General features: G+C 65.6%; 15 protein-coding genes. 8 read left to right on the forward strand and 7 right to left on the reverse strand.

The window, feature by feature from the left end; translation table 11 throughout:
- Nucleotides 1-33 precede the first annotated feature (33 nt).
- The 4 genes from FR728_RS02210 (at nucleotide 34) to gltS (ending at nucleotide 4,699) form a co-directional block, all read left to right on the forward strand.
- Nucleotides 34-732, forward strand: coding sequence for an OmpW/AlkL family protein (locus FR728_RS02210; protein WP_149891019.1), 699 nt, complete (start codon nucleotides 34-36; stop codon nucleotides 730-732).
- A 148-nt stretch (nucleotides 733-880) separates the two neighbouring features.
- On the forward strand, nucleotides 881-1,441 hold the full coding sequence (locus FR728_RS02215; protein ID WP_149891020.1) for a LemA family protein: 561 nt from the start codon (nucleotides 881-883) through the stop codon (nucleotides 1,439-1,441).
- Nucleotides 1,442-1,466: 25 nt separating this feature from the next.
- Nucleotides 1,467-3,464, forward strand: a complete 1,998-nt coding sequence (locus FR728_RS02220; protein WP_244304353.1) for a DUF2207 domain-containing protein — start codon at nucleotides 1,467-1,469, stop codon at nucleotides 3,462-3,464.
- A complete protein-coding gene (gene gltS / locus FR728_RS02225; protein ID WP_244304354.1) occupies nucleotides 3,461-4,699 on the forward strand; it encodes a sodium/glutamate symporter in 1,239 nt (412 codons plus the stop codon). Before FR728_RS02220 ends, gltS begins: the two co-directional genes overlap by 4 nt.
- On the opposite strand, the gene FR728_RS02230 is transcribed toward gltS, so the two are convergent.
- Nucleotides 4,696-6,204 carry a putative bifunctional diguanylate cyclase/phosphodiesterase gene (locus FR728_RS02230; RefSeq protein ID WP_149891022.1) on the reverse strand — a complete coding sequence of 503 codons (1,509 nt, stop codon included), beginning with the start codon at nucleotides 6,202-6,204 and terminating at the stop codon, nucleotides 4,696-4,698. The genes gltS and FR728_RS02230 overlap by 4 nt on opposite strands.
- Nucleotides 6,205-6,674: 470 nt before the next feature.
- Here FR728_RS02230 and glyS point away from each other — a divergent pair, with 470 nt between their 5' ends.
- Nucleotides 6,675-8,768, forward strand: a complete 2,094-nt coding sequence (gene glyS, locus FR728_RS02235) for a glycine--tRNA ligase subunit beta (RefSeq protein WP_149891023.1) — start codon at nucleotides 6,675-6,677, stop codon at nucleotides 8,766-8,768.
- Between the two features lie 192 nt (nucleotides 8,769-8,960).
- On the opposite strand, the gene FR728_RS02240 is transcribed toward glyS, so the two are convergent.
- Nucleotides 8,961-10,190: an MFS transporter gene (locus FR728_RS02240; protein ID WP_149891024.1), complete on the reverse strand. Its 1,230-nt coding sequence runs from the start codon at nucleotides 10,188-10,190 to the stop codon at nucleotides 8,961-8,963.
- Nucleotides 10,191-10,731: 541 nt separating this feature from the next.
- Here FR728_RS02240 and nadA point away from each other — a divergent pair.
- The 3 genes from nadA to nadC all read left to right on the forward strand — a co-directional run bounded on the left by nadA (nucleotide 10,732) and on the right by nadC (nucleotide 14,436).
- Nucleotides 10,732-11,814 (forward strand): quinolinate synthase NadA, encoded by a 1,083-nt coding sequence (nadA, locus tag FR728_RS02245; protein WP_149891025.1) that lies wholly within the window; start codon nucleotides 10,732-10,734, stop codon nucleotides 11,812-11,814.
- 146 nt (nucleotides 11,815-11,960) lie between these two features.
- A complete protein-coding gene (locus tag FR728_RS02250; RefSeq protein WP_149891026.1) occupies nucleotides 11,961-13,571 on the forward strand; it encodes an L-aspartate oxidase in 1,611 nt (536 codons plus the stop codon).
- 4 nt (nucleotides 13,572-13,575) lie between these two features.
- Entirely contained in the window at nucleotides 13,576-14,436 is an 861-nt protein-coding gene (gene nadC, locus FR728_RS02255) for a carboxylating nicotinate-nucleotide diphosphorylase (protein ID WP_149891027.1), read from the forward strand.
- Nucleotides 14,437-14,508: 72 nt separating this feature from the next.
- On the opposite strand, the gene FR728_RS02260 is transcribed toward nadC, so the two are convergent.
- The 5 genes from FR728_RS02260 to FR728_RS02280 all read right to left on the reverse strand — a co-directional run bounded on the left by FR728_RS02260 (nucleotide 14,509) and on the right by FR728_RS02280 (nucleotide 21,170).
- Nucleotides 14,509-15,105, reverse strand: a complete 597-nt coding sequence (locus FR728_RS02260) for a HupE/UreJ family protein (RefSeq protein WP_149891028.1) — start codon at nucleotides 15,103-15,105, stop codon at nucleotides 14,509-14,511.
- 122 nt (nucleotides 15,106-15,227) lie between these two features.
- Complete coding sequence (locus tag FR728_RS02265) at nucleotides 15,228-17,987, reverse strand: cation-translocating P-type ATPase (protein ID WP_149891029.1); 2,760 nt, start codon at nucleotides 17,985-17,987, stop codon at nucleotides 15,228-15,230.
- Nucleotides 17,988-18,153: 166 nt separating this feature from the next.
- Nucleotides 18,154-19,347, reverse strand: coding sequence for a cell wall hydrolase (locus tag FR728_RS02270; protein WP_149891030.1), 1,194 nt, complete (start codon nucleotides 19,345-19,347; stop codon nucleotides 18,154-18,156).
- Between the two features lie 303 nt (nucleotides 19,348-19,650).
- Nucleotides 19,651-20,643, reverse strand: a complete 993-nt coding sequence (locus tag FR728_RS02275; RefSeq protein ID WP_149891031.1) for an NUDIX hydrolase — start codon at nucleotides 20,641-20,643, stop codon at nucleotides 19,651-19,653.
- Nucleotides 20,640-21,170 (reverse strand): tyrosine phosphatase family protein, encoded by a 531-nt coding sequence (locus FR728_RS02280; protein ID WP_149892155.1) that lies wholly within the window; start codon nucleotides 21,168-21,170, stop codon nucleotides 20,640-20,642. The genes FR728_RS02275 and FR728_RS02280 overlap by 4 nt, the downstream gene beginning before the upstream one ends.
- Nucleotides 21,171-21,182: the final 12 nt, after the last annotated feature.

A 21,182-nucleotide genomic window follows, 5' to 3' on the forward strand; every position in this document is an offset into this window, starting at 1 on the left:
TTTGAGTTAGCCGTCTTGCGACAGGAGAAGAAGATGAGTACGAAATGGCGTGGAATTGTGGTCTTGGCTATTGGCGCAGGTCTTGGGCTGGCGACGGGGTCGGCGGGTGCTGCTGATCTGCCGGGCTCCGCATCCGCAGCTGAGGCGGCGCCGGTACTGGAGAGTTTCAAGCCGGTCAGTCCCTGGCAGATCCGCGTCCGTGCCCTGGGTGTCATCACCGAGGACAATGGCTCCGTCGATGCCTTCGGCGGTTCGGACCTGTCTTACTCGGATACGGTGATCCCGGAACTCGACATCACCTATTTCTTCACCCAGAACATTGCCGCCGAGCTGATCCTGGGTACCACCTACGCGGATGTGAAGGCCAAGGGCAGCATTGCCTCGCTGGGCACCGTCGGCTCCACCTGGATCCTGCCGCCCACCCTGACCCTGCAGTATCACTTCACCGACTTCGGCAAGTTCAAGCCCTATGTGGGCGCGGGCGTCAACTACACCATCTTCTTCAATCAGGGTGGGGACTCCGCCGACAAGCTGCACATCAAGAACACCTTCGGCGCCGCTCTGCAGGCCGGTTTCGACTACATGCTTGATGAGCACTGGGGCGTGAACCTGGACGTCAAGAAGCTCTTCCTGGAGCCGGACTTCGACGTTACCGTCGCAGGCACCAAGTACAACGGCAAGGCCGAGCTGAACCCCTGGCTGGTCGGCGCCGGTGTGACCTACCGGTTCTGAGGCGGGCCTTTCTGACCTGACACGCGAGGCCGGTCTCCGGAAGGGGCCGGCCTTTGCGGTTGGGGTGACCGGCCTCCAGTTCACGGGTGACAGGCTTCGCCCGAGAGGTTAGCGTTCGCGCAAACCCTTTTTGTTTTCGGATTTGCACATGAGCTGGATTGTCCTCGGCGCCGTCGCGCTGCTCCTCGTTTACCTCGTCACCCTCTACAATGGTCTGGTGAAGAAGCGCCAGATGGTCGAGGAGGGCTGGTCCGGCATCGATGTCCAGCTCAAGCGTCGCGCCGATCTGATCCCCAATCTGGTGGAAACCGTGAAGGGCTATGCCTCCCACGAGAAGGAAACGCTGGAAGAGGTGACGGCCATGCGGGCGCGGGTCGGGCAGGCCGTCGGAGCCTCGCCGGCGGATCGCGCCCAGGCCGAGGGCGCTCTTTCGCAGGCGCTGGGCAAGCTCCTTGCGGTGGCCGAGGCCTATCCGGAGCTCAAGGCCGACAGCAACTTCCGCGCCCTGCACGAGAGCCTCGACGAGATCGAGGACGCGATCCAGAAGGCGCGGCGCTATTACAACGGCGCGGTGCGCATGCTGAACGTGGCGGTGGAGAGCTTCCCTTCCAATCTCGTGGCCGGGCAGTTCGGCTTCGTGAAGGCAGATTATTTCGAGATCGAGGATGCGGGCGACCGCGCCGTTCCGAAGGTCTCCTTCGGATCCTGAGCCTCAGGTGCTGCAAGGAGGGGACGTGACCCTTTTCTCAAGCCTCGCCCGCTTTCCGGCGCGAAGTTCTGCTGTGTTTCTCGCCCTGGTTCTGGGGCTCTGGCTCGGCGTCTCTGCCTCCTGGGCGGACGAGCGCATCCTCTCCTATGATGCCGCCGTCGACATCGCCCGGGACGGCACGCTGACCGTTACGGAAGAGATCACGGTCCGCAGCGAGCAGCGCCAGATCCTCCGCGGCATCTTCCGCGATATCCCGCTGGTCTTCGAGGCCAATGATGGGCACAGGGCGCGCAACGGCTTCGAGCTTCTCGCGGTAAACCGGGACGGTGCGCCCGAGCCTCACAAGGTCAACTCGTCTGCCGATGGGGTGCGCATCTACATCGGCGAGGAAAACACCATCCTGGCCCCTGGGGTCCACCGCTACACCCTGGTGTGGAAGACCACCCGCCAGATCCGGTTTTTCGATGCCCATGACGAGCTGTTCTGGAATGTCACCGGCAACGAATGGGCCTTCCCCATCGACCGGGCTGCTGCTCTGGTCACCTTGCCGGACGGGGTAAGCGCCGAGCGCTGGACCGCCTTCACCGGCGACTACGGTGAAACCGGAGGGGACTGGATCGCTCGTGGCGAGCAGGGCAATCATATGGTTGCCTTCAGCACGACCCAGACTCTGGAGCCCGGCGAGGGGCTGTCGATCGTCGTCGCCCTGCCCAAGGGGGCGGTCACTCCGCCGGACGAGACCCAGTCCCTTCTGTGGTGGCTGCAGGACCGGGCGGTCGATCTGGTCGGCGGCTTCGTGCTTCTGGTGGTGGCGCTTTACTACAGCGTGGCGTGGCTGCGCGTCGGTCGTGATCCCGAACCCGGCGTGATCTACCCGAGGTTCGAGGCCCCTGAAGGCATTTCACCCGCGCTCGCCAGCTATATCGAGGACCGGGGTTTCTCCGGCTCCGGCTGGACGGCTCTTTCGGCGGCTTGTCTCAATCTTGCGGTCAAGGGGCGAATGGTCCTCGACGAAACCGGAGGCGATCTGCGCCTCATCCTGCGCGATGAGGCGACGGAAGGGCCCGGGCCCTGGGTCCGTGGCCGGGCCAAGGGCGGGGAGGGGGCCGAGGCGCTGCCCCGTGGCGAGAATGCGATCCACCGGTTCGTCACCACACGCGGCGGGGCCTTCGAGGTCAGCAAGGCCAATGGGCCGGAGGTCGCAAGCCTCGGCCAGTCTTTCCGCGCGGCAATCGAGGGCGAGAACCGGGGACGCTATTTCAGGACGAACACCCTCTATGCCGTCGCGGGTGTCGCGCTCAGCGTGCTCTCCCTGGGGGCGCTGCTGCTGGTCGCCCGGCCGACCGAAGCGGAGATCGGCGCCACCATTCCGGTCGTCATGCTGGGCATCTTCGTCTCTGTCTTCGCCAATGCCTTCGGCCGCCGCATCGCCCGCAGGGGCAATCTTCTGGCGCGGCTTGCCAATGTCTTCGCCCTCTTCGCCGGCCTCGCGGTCATTCTTGCCGCTGGAGGCTCCCTGCTGTTGCAGGCCCTCGATGTGGGATCGCATCTGCCGGTGATCGCCGGGCTGCTGGTGGCGGTCAACGTCTTCTTCGTGCTGATCATGGGCGCGCCGACGGCGCTTGGCCGCCAGGCGCTCGATGCCATCGAGGGCCTGAAACTCTACCTGAAGGTCGCGGAAGAGGAGCGCATGAACATGGAGGGCGTGCCGCGCATGACGCCGGACCATTTCGAGGCGCTGCTGCCCTATGCGGTGGCGCTCGGCGTGGAAAAGCCCTGGGCGCAGGCCTTTCAGTCCTGGCTGGAGACGGCCATGCCCGCGGGCCAGGCCGCCTATCAGCCGACGTGGATGATCGGCCGCACCTTTGACCCCCATGATGTGGCCGGCTCGCTCGCCGGATCGGCCAGCGCCATGGCCGGGACCTTCTCCTCATCCATTCCCGCCCCCAAGTCGTCCGGGTCCGGCTTCTCCGGCGGCTCGTCCGGTGGCGGTGGCGGTGGCGGCGGGGGAGGCGGCTGGTGAACGCGCTGCAGGACCTGACCGGCAACGACTATCTCTTCGGCACCTTCGCCAGCTTCAATCTGGCGGTGGTGGTTTATCTGCTTGGCGTTCAGGTCAACAAGAGCTGGAGCCTGCTCAACCGGTTCAACATCCCCGAGCCGGTGTCCGGCGGGCTTCTGGTCGCGATTTCAGCCCTCCTGCTGCATCTTTTCGCCGATATCCGGATCTCCTTCTCTCTGGATGTCCGCGACTTCCTGCTACTCTATTTCTTCACCGCCATCGGCCTCAACGCGCGCCTGTCCGACCTGCTGCGCGGCGGGCGACCGCTGGCGCTGCTTCTGGCGCTCACCGTAGCCTTTATGGTGTTGCAGAACCTGGTCGCCGTCGGTGTCGCAGGGGCATTCGGCCTTCCAGCCGCGTTCGGCCTGCTGGGCGGCAGCGTTTCGCTCATTGGCGGCCATGGCACGGCGATCGCGTGGGCCCCGATCCTGGAGGAGACCCATGGCGTCCACGGCGCCATGGAGCTGGGCACGTCGGCCGCGACCCTCGGGCTCATCGCGGCAGCCCTCCTGGGCGGTCCGGTGGCCGACATCCTCATCAATCGCTTGGGGGCAAAGCCCGGACCGGCGGCCGATGCTCAGGCCCCCATGATCGGGATCGAGCACGAGGAGGCAGGTTACTCAAGCGTCACCCATCTGGGGCTCATGCGCACGCTGCTCGTGCTCAACGTGACCATCGCCATCGGGATTGCCATTCACGACGTGTTGCAGGCGTCCATTGCCCTCGAGCTTCCGGTGTTCCTCGTCTGTCTGGCGACGGGCATCGTCCTGTCGAACCTGCGTGCGGCTGCCTTTCCGCAGGTTCCCTGGCCGGCGCGCTCGCGCTCGCTCGCGGTCGTGTCCGATCTGGCTCTGGGCGTCTTCCTGACGCTGTCACTCATGAGCCTGAAGCTCTGGACCCTGGCCGCCCTCGCGGGCCCGCTGCTGGCCCTGCTGGCGGTGCAGGTGGCGGTGACGCTGGCCTTCATCCTCTTCGTGCTGTTCCCGGTCATGGGGCGCGATTACGATGCCGCCGTGCTGGGCGCCGGGTTCGCGGGCTTCGGACTGGGGGCAACGCCAACGGCCATCGCCAATATGACGGCGGTGACCAAGCACTACGGCGCCTCGACCAAGGCCATGCTCATCCTGCCGCTGGTCTCCGCCTTCTTCGTGGATCTCTTCAATGCCGGCATCGTGAGCGTCTTCCTGTCGCTCTAGGCCAGCCTTGCCATGGCGCCGCTGCTGTCGTGATCGTCCGGCGATGCCGGGAAGAGATAGCCCCGGGCGGCGAGCTTGGTCGCCACATCGGCGCTCACCGCCGGGCCGAAGACGTGGCCCTGACCCGCATGACAGCCGAGGGTCTGCAGGCGGTTGATGAGGGCCGGATCCTCGATCCCTTCCGCGACGGTCCGGATCCCCATGCCCCTGGCGAGAATGAGGATGGCCTCCACCACGGCCGCCTTCTCCGGATCGTCGAGGATCCCGCCTGAAAACTGGCCGTGGATCTTCACCGTGTCAAAGGGATGCGCCCGCAGGAAGGTGAGGCTGGACGTGCCGATGCCGAAGTCATCCAGCGCCAGGCGAACGCCCTGTTCACAGAGCTGTTCCAGGACCGGTTGGAGTTGCCGCGTGTGACGCAGCAGGCGCGGTTCGGTGATGTCGAGCATCAGCCGATGGGGCAAGAGCTCGTGTTCGGCGAGGATCGCGGCCAGGCGCAGGGGGAAGGTCTGTTCCTGCAGTTTCAGGGCAGAGATATTGAGGCTCAGACCGATCGTGTTCGGCCAGCGTCGCGCCGCCTTGCAGGCCTTGACCAGGATCGCCTCCGTCAACTCGGAAATCAGACCCACGTCCTCTGCAATGGGAATGAACTCCCGGGGAGGGACGCTGCCAAACTCCGGGTCATGCCAGCGCGCCAGGGCCTCGAAGCCGAGGATCATCCCGTCCTGCAGGCGCACGATCGGCTGGAATTCCGGCTCGATCTTCTTCTCGCTCATGGCGCGGCGGATGCGTTGCTCCAGCAGCGACCGTTGCAGGATCGTGGCGTCCATCGCTAGCTCGAAGAAGCGGAAGTTGGAGCTGCCCGAGGTCTTGGCCCGATAGAGAGCGATGTCGGCGCGGCGCAACAGCTCCGATGCCGAATGCCCGTCGCGGGGGAAGAGGGCAATCCCGATCCCGGTGCCGACCCGGATCTCGCGGCTGTCGATCTCGAACGGATCTCGGATCGCGGCGATGACACGCCGGGCAATCTGTACGGCGTCTTCCTTGTCCTCCAGCACCGGGGTGATGATCGCGAATTCGTCGCCGCCCAGGCGGGCCACCAGACCCTGATCCCCGATTTCCCGCGTCAGTCGGGTGGCGAAGGTCGTCAGAAGCTGGTCGCCGACCCCGTGGCCATAGACATCGTTCACGGGTTTGAACCCGTCGATGTCGAGCATGAACACCGCCCGGATCTGGTCGACCTCGACCATGTCCATCAGGCGATTGAAGTCTTCGTCCAGCTTGCGCCGGTTCGGGAGGCCGGTGAGTTCGTCCTGCTTGGCGAGCTCGATGGCGACATGCTCGGCTGTCTGGTGCGCATGTAGCCTGCGGTGCATCCGATAGAGGGTGTGAAGCGTGGCGACGAGGGCGAAGATGCCCATGCAGAAGCCGATGGCGATGATGGTTTCCACCAGATGCAGCAGCAGATGGTCGGAGGTGGAGAGGACCAGAACAAGCGGATGCATCTGCGCAAGAAAGTATCCGCACGGCAGAGCCGCCAGAATCACGAGCAGGATCAGTTTGACCTGCGGCTCCGATGGGGATGAAGCGCGTTTCAATTCTTTGTCCGGTTATAGCCTCACGGCTGCGGATGATCGGGCCATTTTATTTCCGAATGATGAAACTCGGCGCTTGTAGGTATTGTCATCTACATGAAGTGGTTCAGTGATTACTGCCAGTATTACTCCTGTCATTTTGACTATGACATCCTGCGCGTACCCTGCTGAGGTCCCCCGCTGGCAGCCTCCGGTGTCGACGGATGAGCGGGAGGGGGTGACAATCCTCGCCGTCACTGGTAACGGACGAGCCGAGAATTTGCGCCGCACGCAGGCCGATGAGACCCGGCCTTCGCCCGGACGGCGCGACCACCCGAAAAGCCCCTTGCCCGAAGCCGGACGCGGCCTCGCGGGGCTCGACCCGAAGGTATGTGAGACCGATGCCCGACCTGCTGCTTGAACTGTTCAGCGAGGAAATTCCCGCGCGGATGCAGCGCCGCGCTGCGGAGGATCTGAAGTCCCTCGTCACCAACGCGCTGGTGGAAGCGGGCCTGCCCTATGAAGGGGCGAAGGCCTTCGCCACGCCGCGCCGCCTGACGCTTCATGTGGCCGGTGTTCCGGCCGCTTCCAGCGCCACCCGCGAGGAACGCAAGGGTCCGCGCGTCGGCTCGCCGGAAAAGGCGCTGGAAGGCTTCCTGCGCGGGGCAGGTCTCAACTCCATCGACGAGGCGACCATTCAGTCCGACCCGAAGAAGGGCGACTTCTATGTCGCCGTCATCGAGAAGCCGGGCCGCTCCGCCATCGAGGTTCTCAGCGACGTGATGCCGGGCATCATCCGCAACTTCCCCTGGCCCAAGTCCATGCGCTGGGGCACGGGCACCATGCGCTGGGTGCGGCCGCTCCATTCCATCGTCGCCACCTTCGGGCCTGAAACCGAAGAGCCGGAGGTCGTGCCCTTCGAGGTCGAGGGCATCGTCTCGGGCACCACGACCCGCGGCCACCGCTTCCTCGCCGACGAGGCCTTCCAGGTCCGTCGCTTCGACGATTACGTGCCCAAGCTGGAAAAGCACAAGGTCGTGCTCGATGCCGACCGCCGCAAGGACATCATCCTGCACGACGCCAAGGACCGCGCGCTGGCGCTGGGCCTGGAACTGGTCGAGGATGAGGGCCTGCTGGAAGAGGTCGCCGGCCTGGTCGAATGGCCGGTGGTGCTCATCGGTTCCTTTGAGCAAGAGTTCCTCGAGATCCCGGACGAGTGCATCCGCCTGACCATCCGCGCCAACCAGAAGTGCTTCGTGCTGAAGGATCCGGCGACGGGCCGTCTGGCCAACCGCTTCGTGCTGACCTCCAACATCGAGGCCTCCGACGGCGGCAAGGAAATCATCCACGGCAACGAGAAGGTCATTCGCGCCCGTCTCTCCGACGCCCGCTTCTTCTGGGAAACGGACCTCAAGACCAAGCTGGCCGACAACCTGCCGAAGCTCGATGCCATCGTCTTCCACGAGAAGCTCGGCACGCAGGGCGAGCGGGTCAAGCGCCTGCGTGCGCTGGCGTCCGAGATCGCGCCGATGGTCGGCGCCGACACTGCCAAGGCCAACCGGGCTGCCGAACTCGCCAAGGCCGATCTGGTCTCCGCCATGGTCTACGAGTTCCCGGAACTCCAGGGCCTGATGGGCCGCACCTATGCCGGCAAGCAGGGCGAGGATGCCTCTGTCGCCATCGCGATCGAGGATCACTACCGGCCGCAGGGCCCGAGCGACAAGGTGCCGACCGATCCGGTCGCCATCGCCGTGGCGCTCGCCGACAAGCTCGACCTGCTCGCCGGCTTCTGGGCCATCGACGAGAAGCCGACCGGCTCCAAGGATCCCTTCGCCCTCCGCCGTGCGGCGCTCGGCGTGATCCGCATCGCGCTGGAAAACAAGCTGCGTCTGCCGCTGGCAAGCCTGATCAAGGCTGCTCTCGGTCGCCTGTCGGTGTCGCTGGAGGCTGCCGCGGCAGAGGCCCTCGTTGCCGACCTCATGTCCTTCTTCGCCGACCGCCTGAAGGTCTATCTGAAGGACGAGGGCGCCCGCCACGACCTGATTGACGCCGTGCTGGCGCTGGGCGGTCAGGACGATCTGCTGATGGTGGTCAAGCGCGTCGAGGCGCTGGGGGCCTTTGTCGCGTCCGACGACGGCATCAACCTGGCCGCCGGCTACAAGCGTGCGGTCAACATCCTCAAGGCCGAGGAAAAGAAAGACGGCGCAGAAGTCACCGGCAAGCCCCATGCGGATCACTTCCGCGAGCCGGCGGAAATCACCCTGGCTTCTGCCATCGACACGGCCCGCTCTGAAGCAGCCGACGCGGTGAAGGCCGAGGACTTCGAGGCTGCCATGACCGCGCTGTCCCGCCTGCGCGCCCCGGTCGACAGCTTCTTCGAAGCCATTCTGGTCAACGCCGACGAGGCCGACATCCGCATGAACCGCCTGCGCCTGCTGGCGGAAATCCGCGACGCGGTGCATGTGGTCGCCGACTTCTCCAAGATCTCCGGCTGAGGCCGGTTCAGTCTCTGAATGAGAAAAGGCGGGTCGTTGGACCCGCCTTTTTTATTGGCCGTGAGAGCCGGTTTCCCTGTCCGTCATGCTCGTCCCGAGTATCCAGACCCTTCACTTGTGCCGCGAGAGCGCGGCACAAGGCCGTAAGCGACGAGAGGGGAGATCTTTCGGGTCTCCCCGGCGCCGCGCAGATCACTCCGCCGCCGCCAGACGCTCCACCGGCTTTTCCTTGATCGGCCAGTGCACGATTGCCGCCGCGATGCCGAGGGCGATGCCCAGCCACCAGATGGCGTCATAGCTGCCGGTCTCGTCATAGAGCTTGCCCCCCAGCCACACGCCGAGGAACGACCCGACCTGGTGCGAGAAGAACACGAAGCCGAACAGGGTCGCCATGTAGCGCGGGCCGAACATGACCGCGACCAGACCGGAGGTCGGCGGAACTGTGGACAGCCACAGCAGACCCATGACGGCGGCAAAGGCAAGCACTGTGAAGGGGGTAGCCGGCACCGAGATGAAGATGGTGATGGCAATCGCCCGGCCCAGATAGATTAGCGACAGGAAGATCGGCTTGGAATAGCGCCCGCCGATATAGCCGGAGATCAGCGACCCGGCGATGTTTGCCAGGCCGATGAGCGCGAGCGCGGTCGCGCCCCACTTCGGGTCCATGCCCAGATCCGCGATATAGGGCGGCAGGTGCACGGTGATGAAGGCCACGTGGAAGCCGCAGACGAAGAAGCCGAGCGTCAGCAGCAGGTAGCTGCGGGTGCGGAAGGCCTCGGCAATGGCCTGGGTCAGCTTCTGGTCGGCCACGCCCGGGGTGGGCACATGCACCGACTTGCCCTTGAGCGCGATGGCGAGGAAGGGCACCAGCATCATGATGCCGGAGAAGGCGATCAGGGTCTCCTGCCAGCCGATCGACTTGATGAGCGTGTCGCCGAGCGGGGCAAAGAGGAACTGGCCCATGGAGCCGGAGGCCGTGCCGATGCCGAAGGCGAGCGAGCGCTGCGCTGGCGTCACGGCCCGGCCGAAGGCCGCCAGCACCAGCGAGAAGGACGAGAAGGCGACGCCAAGGCCGATCAGCACCCCGGCGGAGAGGTGCAGTTCTGCAGCGCTTTCCGCATGGGCCATGAGCGCCAGGCCGGCCGCATAGAGGAAGGCGCCGAGCGTCAGGGTCTTCCAGGTGCCGAACCGGTCGGCCATCATGCCGGCGAAGGGCTGGGCTGCCCCCCAGGCCAGGTTCTGGATGGCAATGGCCAGGGCAAAGAGCTCCCGGCTCCAGCCATGGGCGCTGGTCATCGGCTGGAAGAACAGCCCCATGGCCGAGCGCGGACCGAAGGAGAGCAGGGCAACGCCACAGCCGCAGGCGATCAGCAGCGGAATGGCCACGTCCCGCGAGCGGGCAGGGGTAGAAGAGGCGGACATGGACGTCTCCAGAAGACGGGATGGCTCATCGCGGTGGAAGGACAGAAGTCCCGAGGCCGCGCAAGACCAGAGGGCGCAAGAATAGCGAGGCTTGCCTCTTATCAGAAATGATAAATCCTCCGCATTCCATCACCCAAGTGAATGGATCGACGCAATGAGCACAAAAATCCTGTGGCGCGCCCCGCATGTGAGGTCTCCTTCAGTGGTCGCAAACGGGCCGCCGAAGGCCTGTCCAGAGCCTGGCAATGCCCTGACCTGCGGCCCGCCGGTGCCTTGTTCTTTTGCAAGGTCTGGGCTGCGGGTCCTTAACCGGCAAAGCCGGTGCGGCGATGACGTTGCCGGGCAAGGATCTGGAAAGTCTGAGGATTCCGCCACCTGTCTCACGGTCTTGACGGAAGTGTGACAAAGGCACTGGATTCGATTGGGCATTCTGCCTATATAGAGGTCGATCAGAACGAAGAAAAAAAGGCATGGGCGTAAAGCCCGTTTTCTTTTGCGTCAGATATGCTCAAGTTGAGCATAAAGCCTCAGGGAGGTCGCCATGACCATCACCACGTCCCCGGCTGCCCTTGCCGGAGCCACCCCGGCCGGAGCCGTCGCCCTCGACCGCTATCCGCCGCTGGCCCGTCCGGACCTCACCTACACGCACGAAGTGGCGGAGGCGACCGCGCCGATCTACGAAAAGCTGAAGCACATCATCCCGGCGATCGAATGGCCCGCGCTTGCGCCCACGATCCACGCGATCAACGTGCTGAAGAAGGAACGCAACGCGGTGATCCTGGCGCATAACTACATGACGCCGGACATCTATCACGGCGTGGCCGACATCGTGGGCGACAGCCTGCAGCTTGCCATCGAGGCGACCCGCACCGATGCGGACGTGATCGTCCAGTGCGGCGTACACTTCATGGCCGAGACCTCGAAGATCCTGTCGCCGGACAAGACGGTCCTGATCCCGGACATGAAGGCCGGCTGCTCGCTGGCCGAAAGCATCACCGGTGCCGATGTGCGCGCGCTGCGCGAGCGCAACCCGGGCATTCCGATCATCACCTATGTGAACACCTCGGCCGACGTGAAGGCGGAGTGCGACATCTGCTGCACCTCGTCCAACGCCCTTCAGGTGGTGGAAAGCTTCGGCGTCGACCGGGTCTTCCTGATCCCGGACAAGTATCTCGCCGCCAACGTGGGCAACAAGACCGACGTGGAAGTTCTCGTCTGGGACGGTGCCTGCGAGGTGCATGAGCGCTTCACCGCCCAGGAGCTGCGCGACTATCGCAAGATCGAGCCGAACGTGCAGATCATCGCGCACCCCGAGTGCCCGCCGGAAGTGGTGGCCGAGGCCGATTTCGCCGGCTCGACCGCGCATATGATCGACTGGGTGAAGACCAACAAGCCCGAGAAGGTGATGATGATCACCGAGTGCTCCATGGCCGACAATGTGGCCAGCGAGACCCCGGGCGTCGACTACATCCGTCCCTGCAACCTCTGCCCGCACATGAAGCGCATCACGCTCTCCAAGATCCTGGACAGCCTGCTCTACATGAAGGAAGAGGTCGTGGTCGATCCGGTTATCGCCGAAAAGGCCCGGGTCGCCGTTCAGCGGATGATCGACCTGAAGAAATAAGGGCGGCCACGCGGCCAGCGCCCTACGACACTGGGCCTCGCCGGCGGCGGCGGGGTCCCCTTCCGGCACGTCTCCCGTGCCGATGCCTTGCGCCCGTGAGAACCCGTCGCCGGACGGGGAGGGCGCCTCAGTCTGGGAAAATTCCAATGGGCGTTTCGCTTGAGGATTTCGCTCCCGCCCTGGCGGGTAAGGACGTCGATGACGTCGTCATTCTGGGCGGCGGTCTCGCCGGTCTGTTCTGCGCGCTGAAGCTCGCGCCGCGGCCGGTCACCGTCATCTCCAACGCCCAGATCGGTCATGGCGCATCCTCTGCCTGGGCCCAGGGCGGCATTGCCGCTGCCGTCTCCGATCATGACACCTATCAGGCGCACCGGGACGACACCCTGATGGCCGGGGCCGGCATCTGCGAGGCGAAGATCGTCGAGCAGATGACCCGCGAGGCCGGCGATCGGGTGCGCGATCTTCTGGGCTATGGTGTCCCCTTCGACAAGGATCTGGAAGGCCGCCTGCAGCTCTCCCGCGAGGCTGCTCATTCTGAAAATCGCGTCGTGCGCGTGCGCGGCGACATGGCCGGCAAGGCGATCATGGATGCCCTGATCGAGGCCGTGCGCAAGACCCCGTCCATCCGCGTTCTCGAAGGTTTCATCGGCGAAAGCCTGATGACCGAGGGCCGCTATGTCACGGGCGTTCTGGCCCGCAAGCGCGGTGGCCTGGAACGCATGGCCTTCCCCGCCAAGGCGGTGGTGCTGGCCTCCGGTGGCATCGGCCATCTCTTCTCCGTCACCACCAACCCGGGCGAGGCCAACGGCCACGGTCTGGCCATGGCCGCGCGCGCTGGCGCCGTTCTGGCGGATGCGGAATTCGTGCAGTTCCACCCGACCGCGCTCAACATCGGCCGTGATCCGGCACCGCTCGCCACCGAAGCCCTGCGCGGCGATGGCGCGACCCTGATCAACTCTGCGGGCGAACGTTTCATGACAAAGGTTCATGAGCTCGCCGAGCTCGCCCCGCGCGACATCGTGGCCCGGGCGATCCACCGGGAAGTGACCTCCGGCCGTGGCGCCTTCCTCGATTGCCGCGAGGCCATCGGCGCAAGTTTCGCCGACCGGTTCCCGACGGTCCATGCCGCCTGCGCCGCCGCCGGCATCGATCCGGTCACCCAGCCGATCCCGGTTGCTCCGGCAGAGCATTATCACATGGGCGGCGTTCTCACCGATGCCAACGGCCGCACGTCTCTCGACGGTCTCTGGGCGGCGGGCGAGGTGGCCTCTACCGGGGCGCATGGCGCCAACCGGCTGGCCTCCAACTCCCTGCTCGAGGCGGTAGTCTTTGCCGCGCGCATCGCCGAGGACATCCAGGGCCTGATGCCGACCCCGCGCAGCGCTTTCTGGGCCGAACACGAGAACGAACCCGGTCTGCCCAGCCAGCGCAACGTTCAGGAGCGCGAGGCCATCACCCAGCTGCGCGAGACCATGAGCCGCAACGTGGGGGTGGAGCGGGATGCCGACGGTCTGCGCCAGGCGCTGGCCGACATCCAGGCTGCAGAAGCCAAGTGCTCTCGCGTTTCCATTCTCAACATGATGGTGGCGGCGAAGATCATCGCGGCCTCGGCCCTGAAGCGCACCGAAAGCCGCGGCGGTCACTATCGCAGCGACTTCCCCGAAACCGATCCAGCCCAGCAGCGCCGCTCCTTCACGACCCTGTCGGAAGTGCGCGAGATTGCCCGGGCTGCGGCCGATACCGTGAGCGGAGCCTGAGCCGATGAAAGCCCATCTGCCCGTCCTGCCGCAGCTGATGGTCGATGAGGCCGTCAAGGCCGCCCTTCTGGAAGACTGGGGCCGGGCAGGGGATGTGACCTCCCAGGCCACCATTCCCGCAGACCGCCAGGCGACCGCCGTGATCGCCAGCCGCAAGCCGGGCATTCTCGCCGGTCTGGCGCTGGCGGAAAGCGCCTTCCGTCAGACCGATGTGCGCGTGACCTTCGAACCGCTCATGGCCGATGGCGATCGTCTGGAAAAGGGCTCTGTGGTGGCCCGCATGTCCGGTCCGGCGCGCGCCATCCTTTCGGCCGAGCGCGTGGCCCTGAACTTCGCCTGTCACCTGTCAGGCATTGCCACCGCCACGGCCCGCTTCGCCGATCTGATCGCCCACACCCGGGCGGATATCGTCTGCACCCGCAAGACCACGCCGGGTCTGAGGGCCTTCGAGAAATACGCGGTGCGTTGCGGCGGAGGCTCGAACCACCGCTTCGGTCTGGATGACGCGATCCTCATCAAGGACAACCATATCGCGGTGGCAGGCGGGGTGACGGCAGCCATCGAGGCGGCCAAGGCCTTTGCCGGGCATCTGGTGAAGATCGAGGTGGAGGTCGACACCCTCGACCAGCTGCGCGAAGCCCTTGGCTGTGCGCCCGATGTGGTGATGCTCGACAACATGTCGCCGGATCAGCTCGCCGAAGCGGTTGCGATTGCGGGCGGCAAGGTTCTGCTCGAAGCCTCCGGCGGGATCGAGGCCGACACCGTCAAGGCTGTTGCAGAGGCCGGCGTCGATCTGATCTCCTCGGGCTGGATCACCCATTCCGCTCCGATCCTGGATCTGGGGCTGGATATCGAGATCGGCTGAGGCCGCGTCCGCTCCTTGCAGACATGAAAAAGGCGCCGGAAGGCGCCTTTTTGCTGCGTGATTCCTCGGAACTCAGGCCGCTGAGACCAAATAAAGCCCGCTCAGGGCCGTGACCACGCCGAGGAACCGGGTAGCCAGCTCGCCGCGCCGGGTGTCGGTGCCGAGCCCCAGCTTGGCGCCGAATCCGAAGAGCACTCCGCAGGCATGCAGGACAATGGTCGCCAGCACGAAGCCTGCGGCAAAGGAAAGCCAGTCGGCATCGCCGATCTCGCCGCCGTGTGCATGGCCATGGAACAGGCCGAAGGCAGCGCAGAGCGCCACGCCGAAGCCGAGCGGCAGGGGAAGCGCTGCGGCAACCATCAGGCCCAGCACGATCACCGATCCGAGGATCATCGGCTCGACGAAGGGAAGGTGAACACCGAACAGCGACAGGGCGTAGCCCATCACCATCGCACTGACGAACCCGGTGGGCAGAAGCCAGATCGCGCGTTCGCCGATCAGGGCAGCCCACAGGCCGACGGCGATCATTGCCAGAACATGGTCGAGGCCAAAGGCCGGATGGGTGAGGCCGGCGGCGAAAGAGCCGTGTTCGGACGGGTCCACATGGGCCAGGACGGGTGTGCTGAGAAAACAGAAAGCCAGCAAAAGGGCTGGACGCAGAAGGGTCATGAAGGAGGATCCTCGATTGAGTCGATCATGGGCACCCCGGAATGGGTCATGCCCGACCCCGCAGGCTCGTCCTGCGGGGCACTTAAGCGAAAGAGCATTAAGATATTGCGATACTGTAAAAATTACGGGATCCGTCCCCCGCTGATCCGGTTGACGGCGGCCAGCAGCAAGGTGGGGAGGGAGGCCAGCGCGAAGGCCTCGAAGAGATCGCCGGCTCCCACCGGTCGCGTGTGCAGGATCTCCTGCCCGAAGGGCGTGTAGATCGCCATCGCGGATAGCACGAGCGAAGCGACGACGGCGATCAGCAGGTTGCGATTGCCGAAGGGATTGCTGGCAAAAAGGCTGACGTTGGTCCGGGCATCGAAAATATGCCAGAGCTGGGCGAAGATCAGCGCGGCAAAGCCCATGGTCTGGGCATAGGCCAGCTCCGCCCCCTGGGCCAGGTGCTGGTGAAACACCAGGAAACTGACGGCTCCGACGGCAAGCCCCCGGCTCAGGATCCGGTATTTGAGGCCATCAGCGAAGACGCTGTCGGAGCGTAGCCGGGGCGGACGGCGCATCAGGTCGCCTTCCCCCGGCTCGAAGCCGAGGGTGAGCGCCGGCACCCCGTCCGACACCAGATTGACCCAGAGGATCATCAGCGGCGTCAGCGGGAGATGTGCGTCCGCCCCCATCACCAGGAAGGCCAGCAGGATGGTGGAAACCTCGGCCACATTGGCGGTCAGGGCCTGCCGGATGTACTTGCGCAGATTGTCGTAGATCCGCCGGCCATGGCGCACGGCGGCGACGATGGTGGCGAAATTGTCGTCCAGCAGAATGAGCGCCGCGCTGGTTTTCGCCACCGCCGTGCCCGTGATGCCCATGGCAATGCCGATGTCCGCCTTTCGCAGGGCAGGGGCATCGTTCACCCCGTCCCCGGTCATCGCAGTCACCTCGCCCCGTTCCTGCAGCGCCGAGACGATCCGCAGCTTGTGCTGGGGCGTCACGCGGGCAAAGACAGCGACCTGGCTCACCGCCTCGCGCAGGGCGGCGTCATCCATCCCGTCGAGATCGGGCCCGGTCAGCGTTGTCTGGCCCGGTCCGTGCAGGATCCCGATCTGCCGCGCGATCGCGTCTGCTGTATGGGCATGGTCGCCGGTGATCATCACCGTCCGGACGCCTGCGGCACGGGCCTCGTGGACGGCGACACCCACCTGACGGCGCGGCGGGTCCATGATCCCGTGGATGCCGAGGAGCACCAGGTCCTTTTCCGGATCATCCGGGTTGATGTGCGAGCCGGACGCTTCCCGCCAGGCCACGGCGAGCGTGCGCAGGGCGTCCTCGCCAAAGGCGCGCACCACGCCCTCCACCTCTGCTCGCAGGTCGGGGGTAAGCGGCACCGCCTCGCCACCGAGCCACAGGTGGGTCGCCCGGGGCAGGATCACATCCGGGGCGCCCTTGGTCATCAGGATTTCCCGGCCCGAGTGGCGGGCCAGGTGCACGCTCATCATCTTGCGGCGGGAATCGAAGGGGAACCACGCGAGCACGCTGTAGGCGTCATCCATCAGCGTGTCCCGGTCAAGACCCGCCTTGGCGCCGGCCACCACCAGCGCCCCCTCGGTGGGATTGCCCTGGATCGTGGCTTTCCCCTCCCGCAAGACCAGGTCCGCCTCGTTGCAGAGCACAGAGGCGCTGAGCATGTCCATCAGTCCGGGACAGGAGTGCGGATCGACCGGCTTGTCATCCTGATCGAGGATAGCCCCTTGCGGATCGAACCCCTCGCCGGTGAGCGAAAAGAGCTCCAGTCCGGTCCAGATCCGTATCACCTGCATCTGGTTCTGGGTGAGGGTTCCCGTCTTGTCGGTGCAGATGACCGTGGTCGCGCCCAGGGTCTCTACGCTGGCCAACCGGCGGACGAGTGCGGATTGCCGCGCCATGGAGCGCGAGCCGATTGTGAGCACGATGGTGACGATGGTCGGCAGACCTTCGGGAATGGCCGCTACCGAGAGCGAGATTGCCGTGTTGAACATCTCCATGGGATCGAGCCCGTTGAAGAGCCCGATGGCAACCGTCAGCGCCACAACGGCGAAGGCGGCGAGGATCAGGACCTTCGACAATTGGCCCATGCGCTGCTGCAGGAGCGTCGGCGGCTCCTCCGTCTCGGCCAGAAGATGGGCGATCTGACCGACCTCCGTCGCCATGCCGGTCGCCGTGACGATGCCGATCCCGGTCCCCTGGACCACCTGCGTGCCTGAATAGGCCATGGTGAGCCGGTCGGCCAGGACGGCCTCATGAGCCAGCCCCAGCTCCGCTGCCTTGTCGACCGGCTCGGATTCTCCCGTCAGCGCGGCTTCCTCGATCTGAAGCCTCGCGGCCTCTGTCAGGCGCAGATCGGCGGGAACGATATCTCCGGCCTTGAGGCGCACGATGTCTCCGGGGACGAGGTCAGCCGCCAGCAGGTCCTGCCAGGCACCCTCGCGCCGGACGACCGCCTGGGGAGCCGCCATGCGGGCAAGGGCGGCCATTGACTTTTCCGCCTGGAAGTCCTGCACGAAGGAGACGACGGCATTGATGATCGCGATCGTCGCGATGGCCACCGCATCGCCAACATGTCCGGTGATCGCGGAGATAAGTGCCGCGAGGAAGAGGATGAGCAGCAGCGGGTTGCGGAACTGCACGAGGAGCAGATCGAACGCGCCGCGCTTCGGACCCGCGTCGAGGAGGTTGGGGCCCGACGCCTTCAGCCGGGTCACCGCTTCACCCGAAGACAGTCCCGAATGAGGATCGACGTTCAGCCGAGCCGCGACCTCTGCGGGAGAGGCGGCATGAACCGGGCAAGGCCGGGCGTCGTCCGGCGCAAGCGGTTGCGTGGGCGTGGCCAAGGTGGGGCGAGGGGCTGTCATGGGTCGGTCTCCGGCCCACTCCGCAGGGATCTCTCAGGAAAACCTGCGGTGGTGGCACGAAAATGCTGCACCTGCGAAATATGCCCCTGAGTAACCGTCAAATGCAAGGGGCTGCGGATCGATTGCCGACCGCAGCCCCTGAGCGTTTCAGACCTGTGGGGACCCCTTACTTCCAGCCACCCGCATAGGTCTTGTAGAAGACATGCAATCCGATCTGGCCACGCTTGGCCATGGACTTGCGCCAGCGCGGCGCCACATAGGTCGCGTGATAGTGGGTCGAGGCGTCGACCATCTTCAGATAGCGTTCGCCGCTGGTCACTTGCTTCGCCAGTTTCTTGGCCGTGGACCAGGAGGCAGGCTGGCTGATGCGGTCGGGAATGCCGTCGCAGGCGAAGGAGAACTGGCAGCGGTTGCGCTTGTTCTGGTTCTGATAGACCACGCCGCAGATGCTGTCCGGATAGGCCGGGTTCTTCACCCGGTTCAGCACCACCTGGGCGACTGCCACCTGGCCGTCCTCGTTCTCGCCGCGGGCCTCGAAATAGATCGCCTCTGCCAGGCACTTCTGTTCCTTGTCGCTGTAGGCGGAAGCCGGGAGCGGCTTCTGCGCCCACCAATGCGGATTCTCCGGATCCTCCGGCGGCGGCATGTCGTCTTCGTACTGGGCCGCGCCAAACAGGGCGTCGAACGGATCCTTGGTGTTGGCGAGCGTATCCGGCGCATAGGCGGAGACCAGCGACAGGCTGGCAGCCGCCGCATTGCGGGCCATCATCATCTTCTGCATCTCGATCGGATGCGGCTCGGCCAGCTCATCCACCACCACGCCGGGTTCGAGCGGCTTCATCGGCCCCATCGGTTCGGGCAGGACGAAGGCCACCTTCGGCAGGTCGCCCTTGGAATCCTCGTCCAGGATGCTCGGCAGGGCAAAGACCGCCCCGGCGGCCATGTCTACCATGTGCCGGTCGGGAGCCATGGAAATGAGCCGGTCGGACTTGGTCGAGCGATTGACCGCGATGGTCTCCGGCAGATCCTGCGGCGCGCTGCCCTTCAGCACGTCCCGCAGACCATAGACCGGCACCGCTTCAGCGCTGCCGTCGGCCGCCGTCAGCATCATGACCGGCCCCTCAATGCGCGCGGCCTCGGCCGGGTCGCGGAAGCCTGCCGGCTTGCTGGGATCGGCAAGGGCCAGATCGGGTCCGATGGACGGGGCGAAGCTGGAGGCAAAATGCGCCGGTTCCAGCGTCATCATCCAGCGCGGCGTTTCCTTCTTCTGGGCGGCCAGAAGGCTGAGAATGTCCTGGGGGCCGATGGCGCCGGTCAGGGCGAAGAAGGCAATGGGCGCACCGAGGCCGAGACGCCTCATGCGGCGGACCAGACGGGCGGTGCCACCCTGCCTTGCAGGGCTGCGCCGGGGGCGCCGGGACGACGATTGGGTACTCGGGCCTGACATGACGCAGCCAACTCCAACTCGATACGCGGGACCCGGCTTGTGGGCCGGTCACTTCCGCTGGCACGCCTCTGTTTGAGGAGATCGTTCGAATTGAGAGTGACAACTTAACCTTGAGAGACGGTTAATGCGCCGCGAAATCACGGAAATCCGCGGCCTCGGCACCTGAGTCAGGGAAAATCATGGTTAAGGGCCAGAGCGTTATGACGCTGCGGGATCTCAGGTGCCGGCCCGTCCGCCCACCCTCAGGCCAAGTCCGGGGCGCTCCTTCAGAAGCTCGTGACGGAAGCGGAAGAGGGCTGCGGGCCGTCCGCCGGTCGCCGTCGAGGTCGCTCCGGTCGGTTCCACCAGATCGGCGGTTTCCACCAGGCGGCGGAAGTTCTGCTTGTGCAGGTGACGGCCGGAAATCGCCTCCACAGAGCCTTGAAGCTCGGTCAGGGTGAAGGTCCAGGGCATCAGTTCGAAGATGACGGGCCGGTACTTCAGCTTGGCGCGCAAGCGGGAGATCGCGGTTGCCAGGATGCGGCGATGGTCGTGGCGCATGGGGCGACCCAGCCGGGGCAGGGCAGGGCGGGCCAGCGCCGCCGGACGCTGATCGCGCAGGGCCTCTTCCAGCAGGCCGGCTTCATAGAGCAGCTCGTAGCGCTCCAGCGCGCGCTCCTCGTCGAAGCCGTGTTCCTCGTCGCCGAAGGCAATGCGTAGCCGTTCGGCGCGGGTCAGCAGGTAGGGCTGGGCGTCCTCCGCAGGGTCTTCCCGGGCCCAGGTTTCGAGCGCGGGCAGGATGGTCTGGTCCAGCACGTCCGGGCGTCCCTCGCGCCAGTCCTCCCAGGGGAAATAGTCATACCAGGAGCGCCAGGAGGAATGATGCTGGGAGAGCACCTCTTCTGCGTCAGTCGACTGGCGGGTCAGGGCCAGATAGCCCACGGAGACCACATGGGGGTCCTGGTCCTCTCGCTGCCGGTGGCGGCCCCGGTCGCCGAAGGTGTAGAGCTGTTCCACATAGCCGAGCCGCAGGGCGGTCTGCTCCTCCACCCAGGTGCGCAGGCCGATCTCGAAGGTGCGGTGCCGCAGCGGGTCGAAGGGGCCGAAGGGCAGGCTGTCCGGCTCGCGCCCGGCCGGATCGCTCACCTGCACGATCGCCGGAACCCGGTTGGCCACGGCCACGATCACCGCGTTGAGGCCGATCTCGAGCGACGTGCCGCCAGATGTCATCGCTGCATCTCTCCGTCGATGGGCTCCAGCGGCATGGCAAAGACCGTACCCTCGAAGGCATCGGCACCCCGGCCTATGGCGCGGATGGCCTCGATCATGCGCCCCTCCCGTTGCAGCAGCGTGTCGGCAATGGCGACCAGCCGCGGATTGGGCGTTGCCGAGGGCGCACGCGCACGCAGGCTTCGGGCAAGGGCGGCCTCGTCGGCCTGCGGGTTGAGCGCGCAGGCCGTGATATAGGCGCCAGCGGTGGAGCGGCTGATCCCGGCCCAGCAGTGAATGACGAGCGGTGTGCTCCGGTCCCAGGTGCCGACGAACCCCAGCAGATCGCGCACATGGCCCTCGCCGGGGGGCAGAAGCCCGTTCACCGGCGCGGCAATGTCGTTGAAGCCGAGAAAGAGGTGATCTTCCGGGGCAATGCCGTCGGGTGTCGGCACCGCCATATCCGCATTGATGAGCGTCACGAGACGCCGCGCTCCGACCTGGCGCACGGTCTGGGGCAGCTTGGACAGGGGGCAGACATACAGCATGGCGGATCCGGT

Source organism: Roseibium aestuarii (assembly GCF_008477545.1).
GTDB lineage: Bacteria > Pseudomonadota > Alphaproteobacteria > Rhizobiales > Stappiaceae > Roseibium > Roseibium aestuarii.

What these genes read in the sequence shown, in the direction of transcription:
- FR728_RS02265 (WP_149891029.1), bottom strand. Translation starts at nt 17,987, where the DNA reads ATGACAGCCCCTCGCCCCACCTTGGCCACGCCCACGCAACCGCTTGCG.
- FR728_RS02275 (WP_149891031.1), bottom strand. Translation starts at nt 20,643, where the DNA reads ATGACATCTGGCGGCACGTCGCTCGAGATCGGCCTCAACGCGGTGATC.
- FR728_RS02210 (WP_149891019.1), top strand. Translation starts at nt 34, where the DNA reads ATGAGTACGAAATGGCGTGGAATTGTGGTCTTGGCTATTGGCGCAGGT.
- glyS (WP_149891023.1), top strand. Translation starts at nt 6,675, where the DNA reads ATGCCCGACCTGCTGCTTGAACTGTTCAGCGAGGAAATTCCCGCGCGG.
- FR728_RS02280 (WP_149892155.1), bottom strand. Translation starts at nt 21,170, where the DNA reads ATGCTGTATGTCTGCCCCCTGTCCAAGCTGCCCCAGACCGTGCGCCAG.
- FR728_RS02250 (WP_149891026.1), top strand. Translation starts at nt 11,961, where the DNA reads ATGGGCGTTTCGCTTGAGGATTTCGCTCCCGCCCTGGCGGGTAAGGAC.
- FR728_RS02240 (WP_149891024.1), bottom strand. Translation starts at nt 10,190, where the DNA reads ATGTCCGCCTCTTCTACCCCTGCCCGCTCGCGGGACGTGGCCATTCCG.
- FR728_RS02270 (WP_149891030.1), bottom strand. Translation starts at nt 19,347, where the DNA reads ATGAGGCGTCTCGGCCTCGGTGCGCCCATTGCCTTCTTCGCCCTGACC.
- FR728_RS02215 (WP_149891020.1), top strand. Translation starts at nt 881, where the DNA reads ATGAGCTGGATTGTCCTCGGCGCCGTCGCGCTGCTCCTCGTTTACCTC.
- nadC (WP_149891027.1), top strand. Translation starts at nt 13,576, where the DNA reads ATGAAAGCCCATCTGCCCGTCCTGCCGCAGCTGATGGTCGATGAGGCC.
- FR728_RS02230 (WP_149891022.1), bottom strand. Translation starts at nt 6,204, where the DNA reads ATGCATCCGCTTGTTCTGGTCCTCTCCACCTCCGACCATCTGCTGCTG.
- nadA (WP_149891025.1), top strand. Translation starts at nt 10,732, where the DNA reads ATGACCATCACCACGTCCCCGGCTGCCCTTGCCGGAGCCACCCCGGCC.
- FR728_RS02260 (WP_149891028.1), bottom strand. Translation starts at nt 15,105, where the DNA reads ATGACCCTTCTGCGTCCAGCCCTTTTGCTGGCTTTCTGTTTTCTCAGC.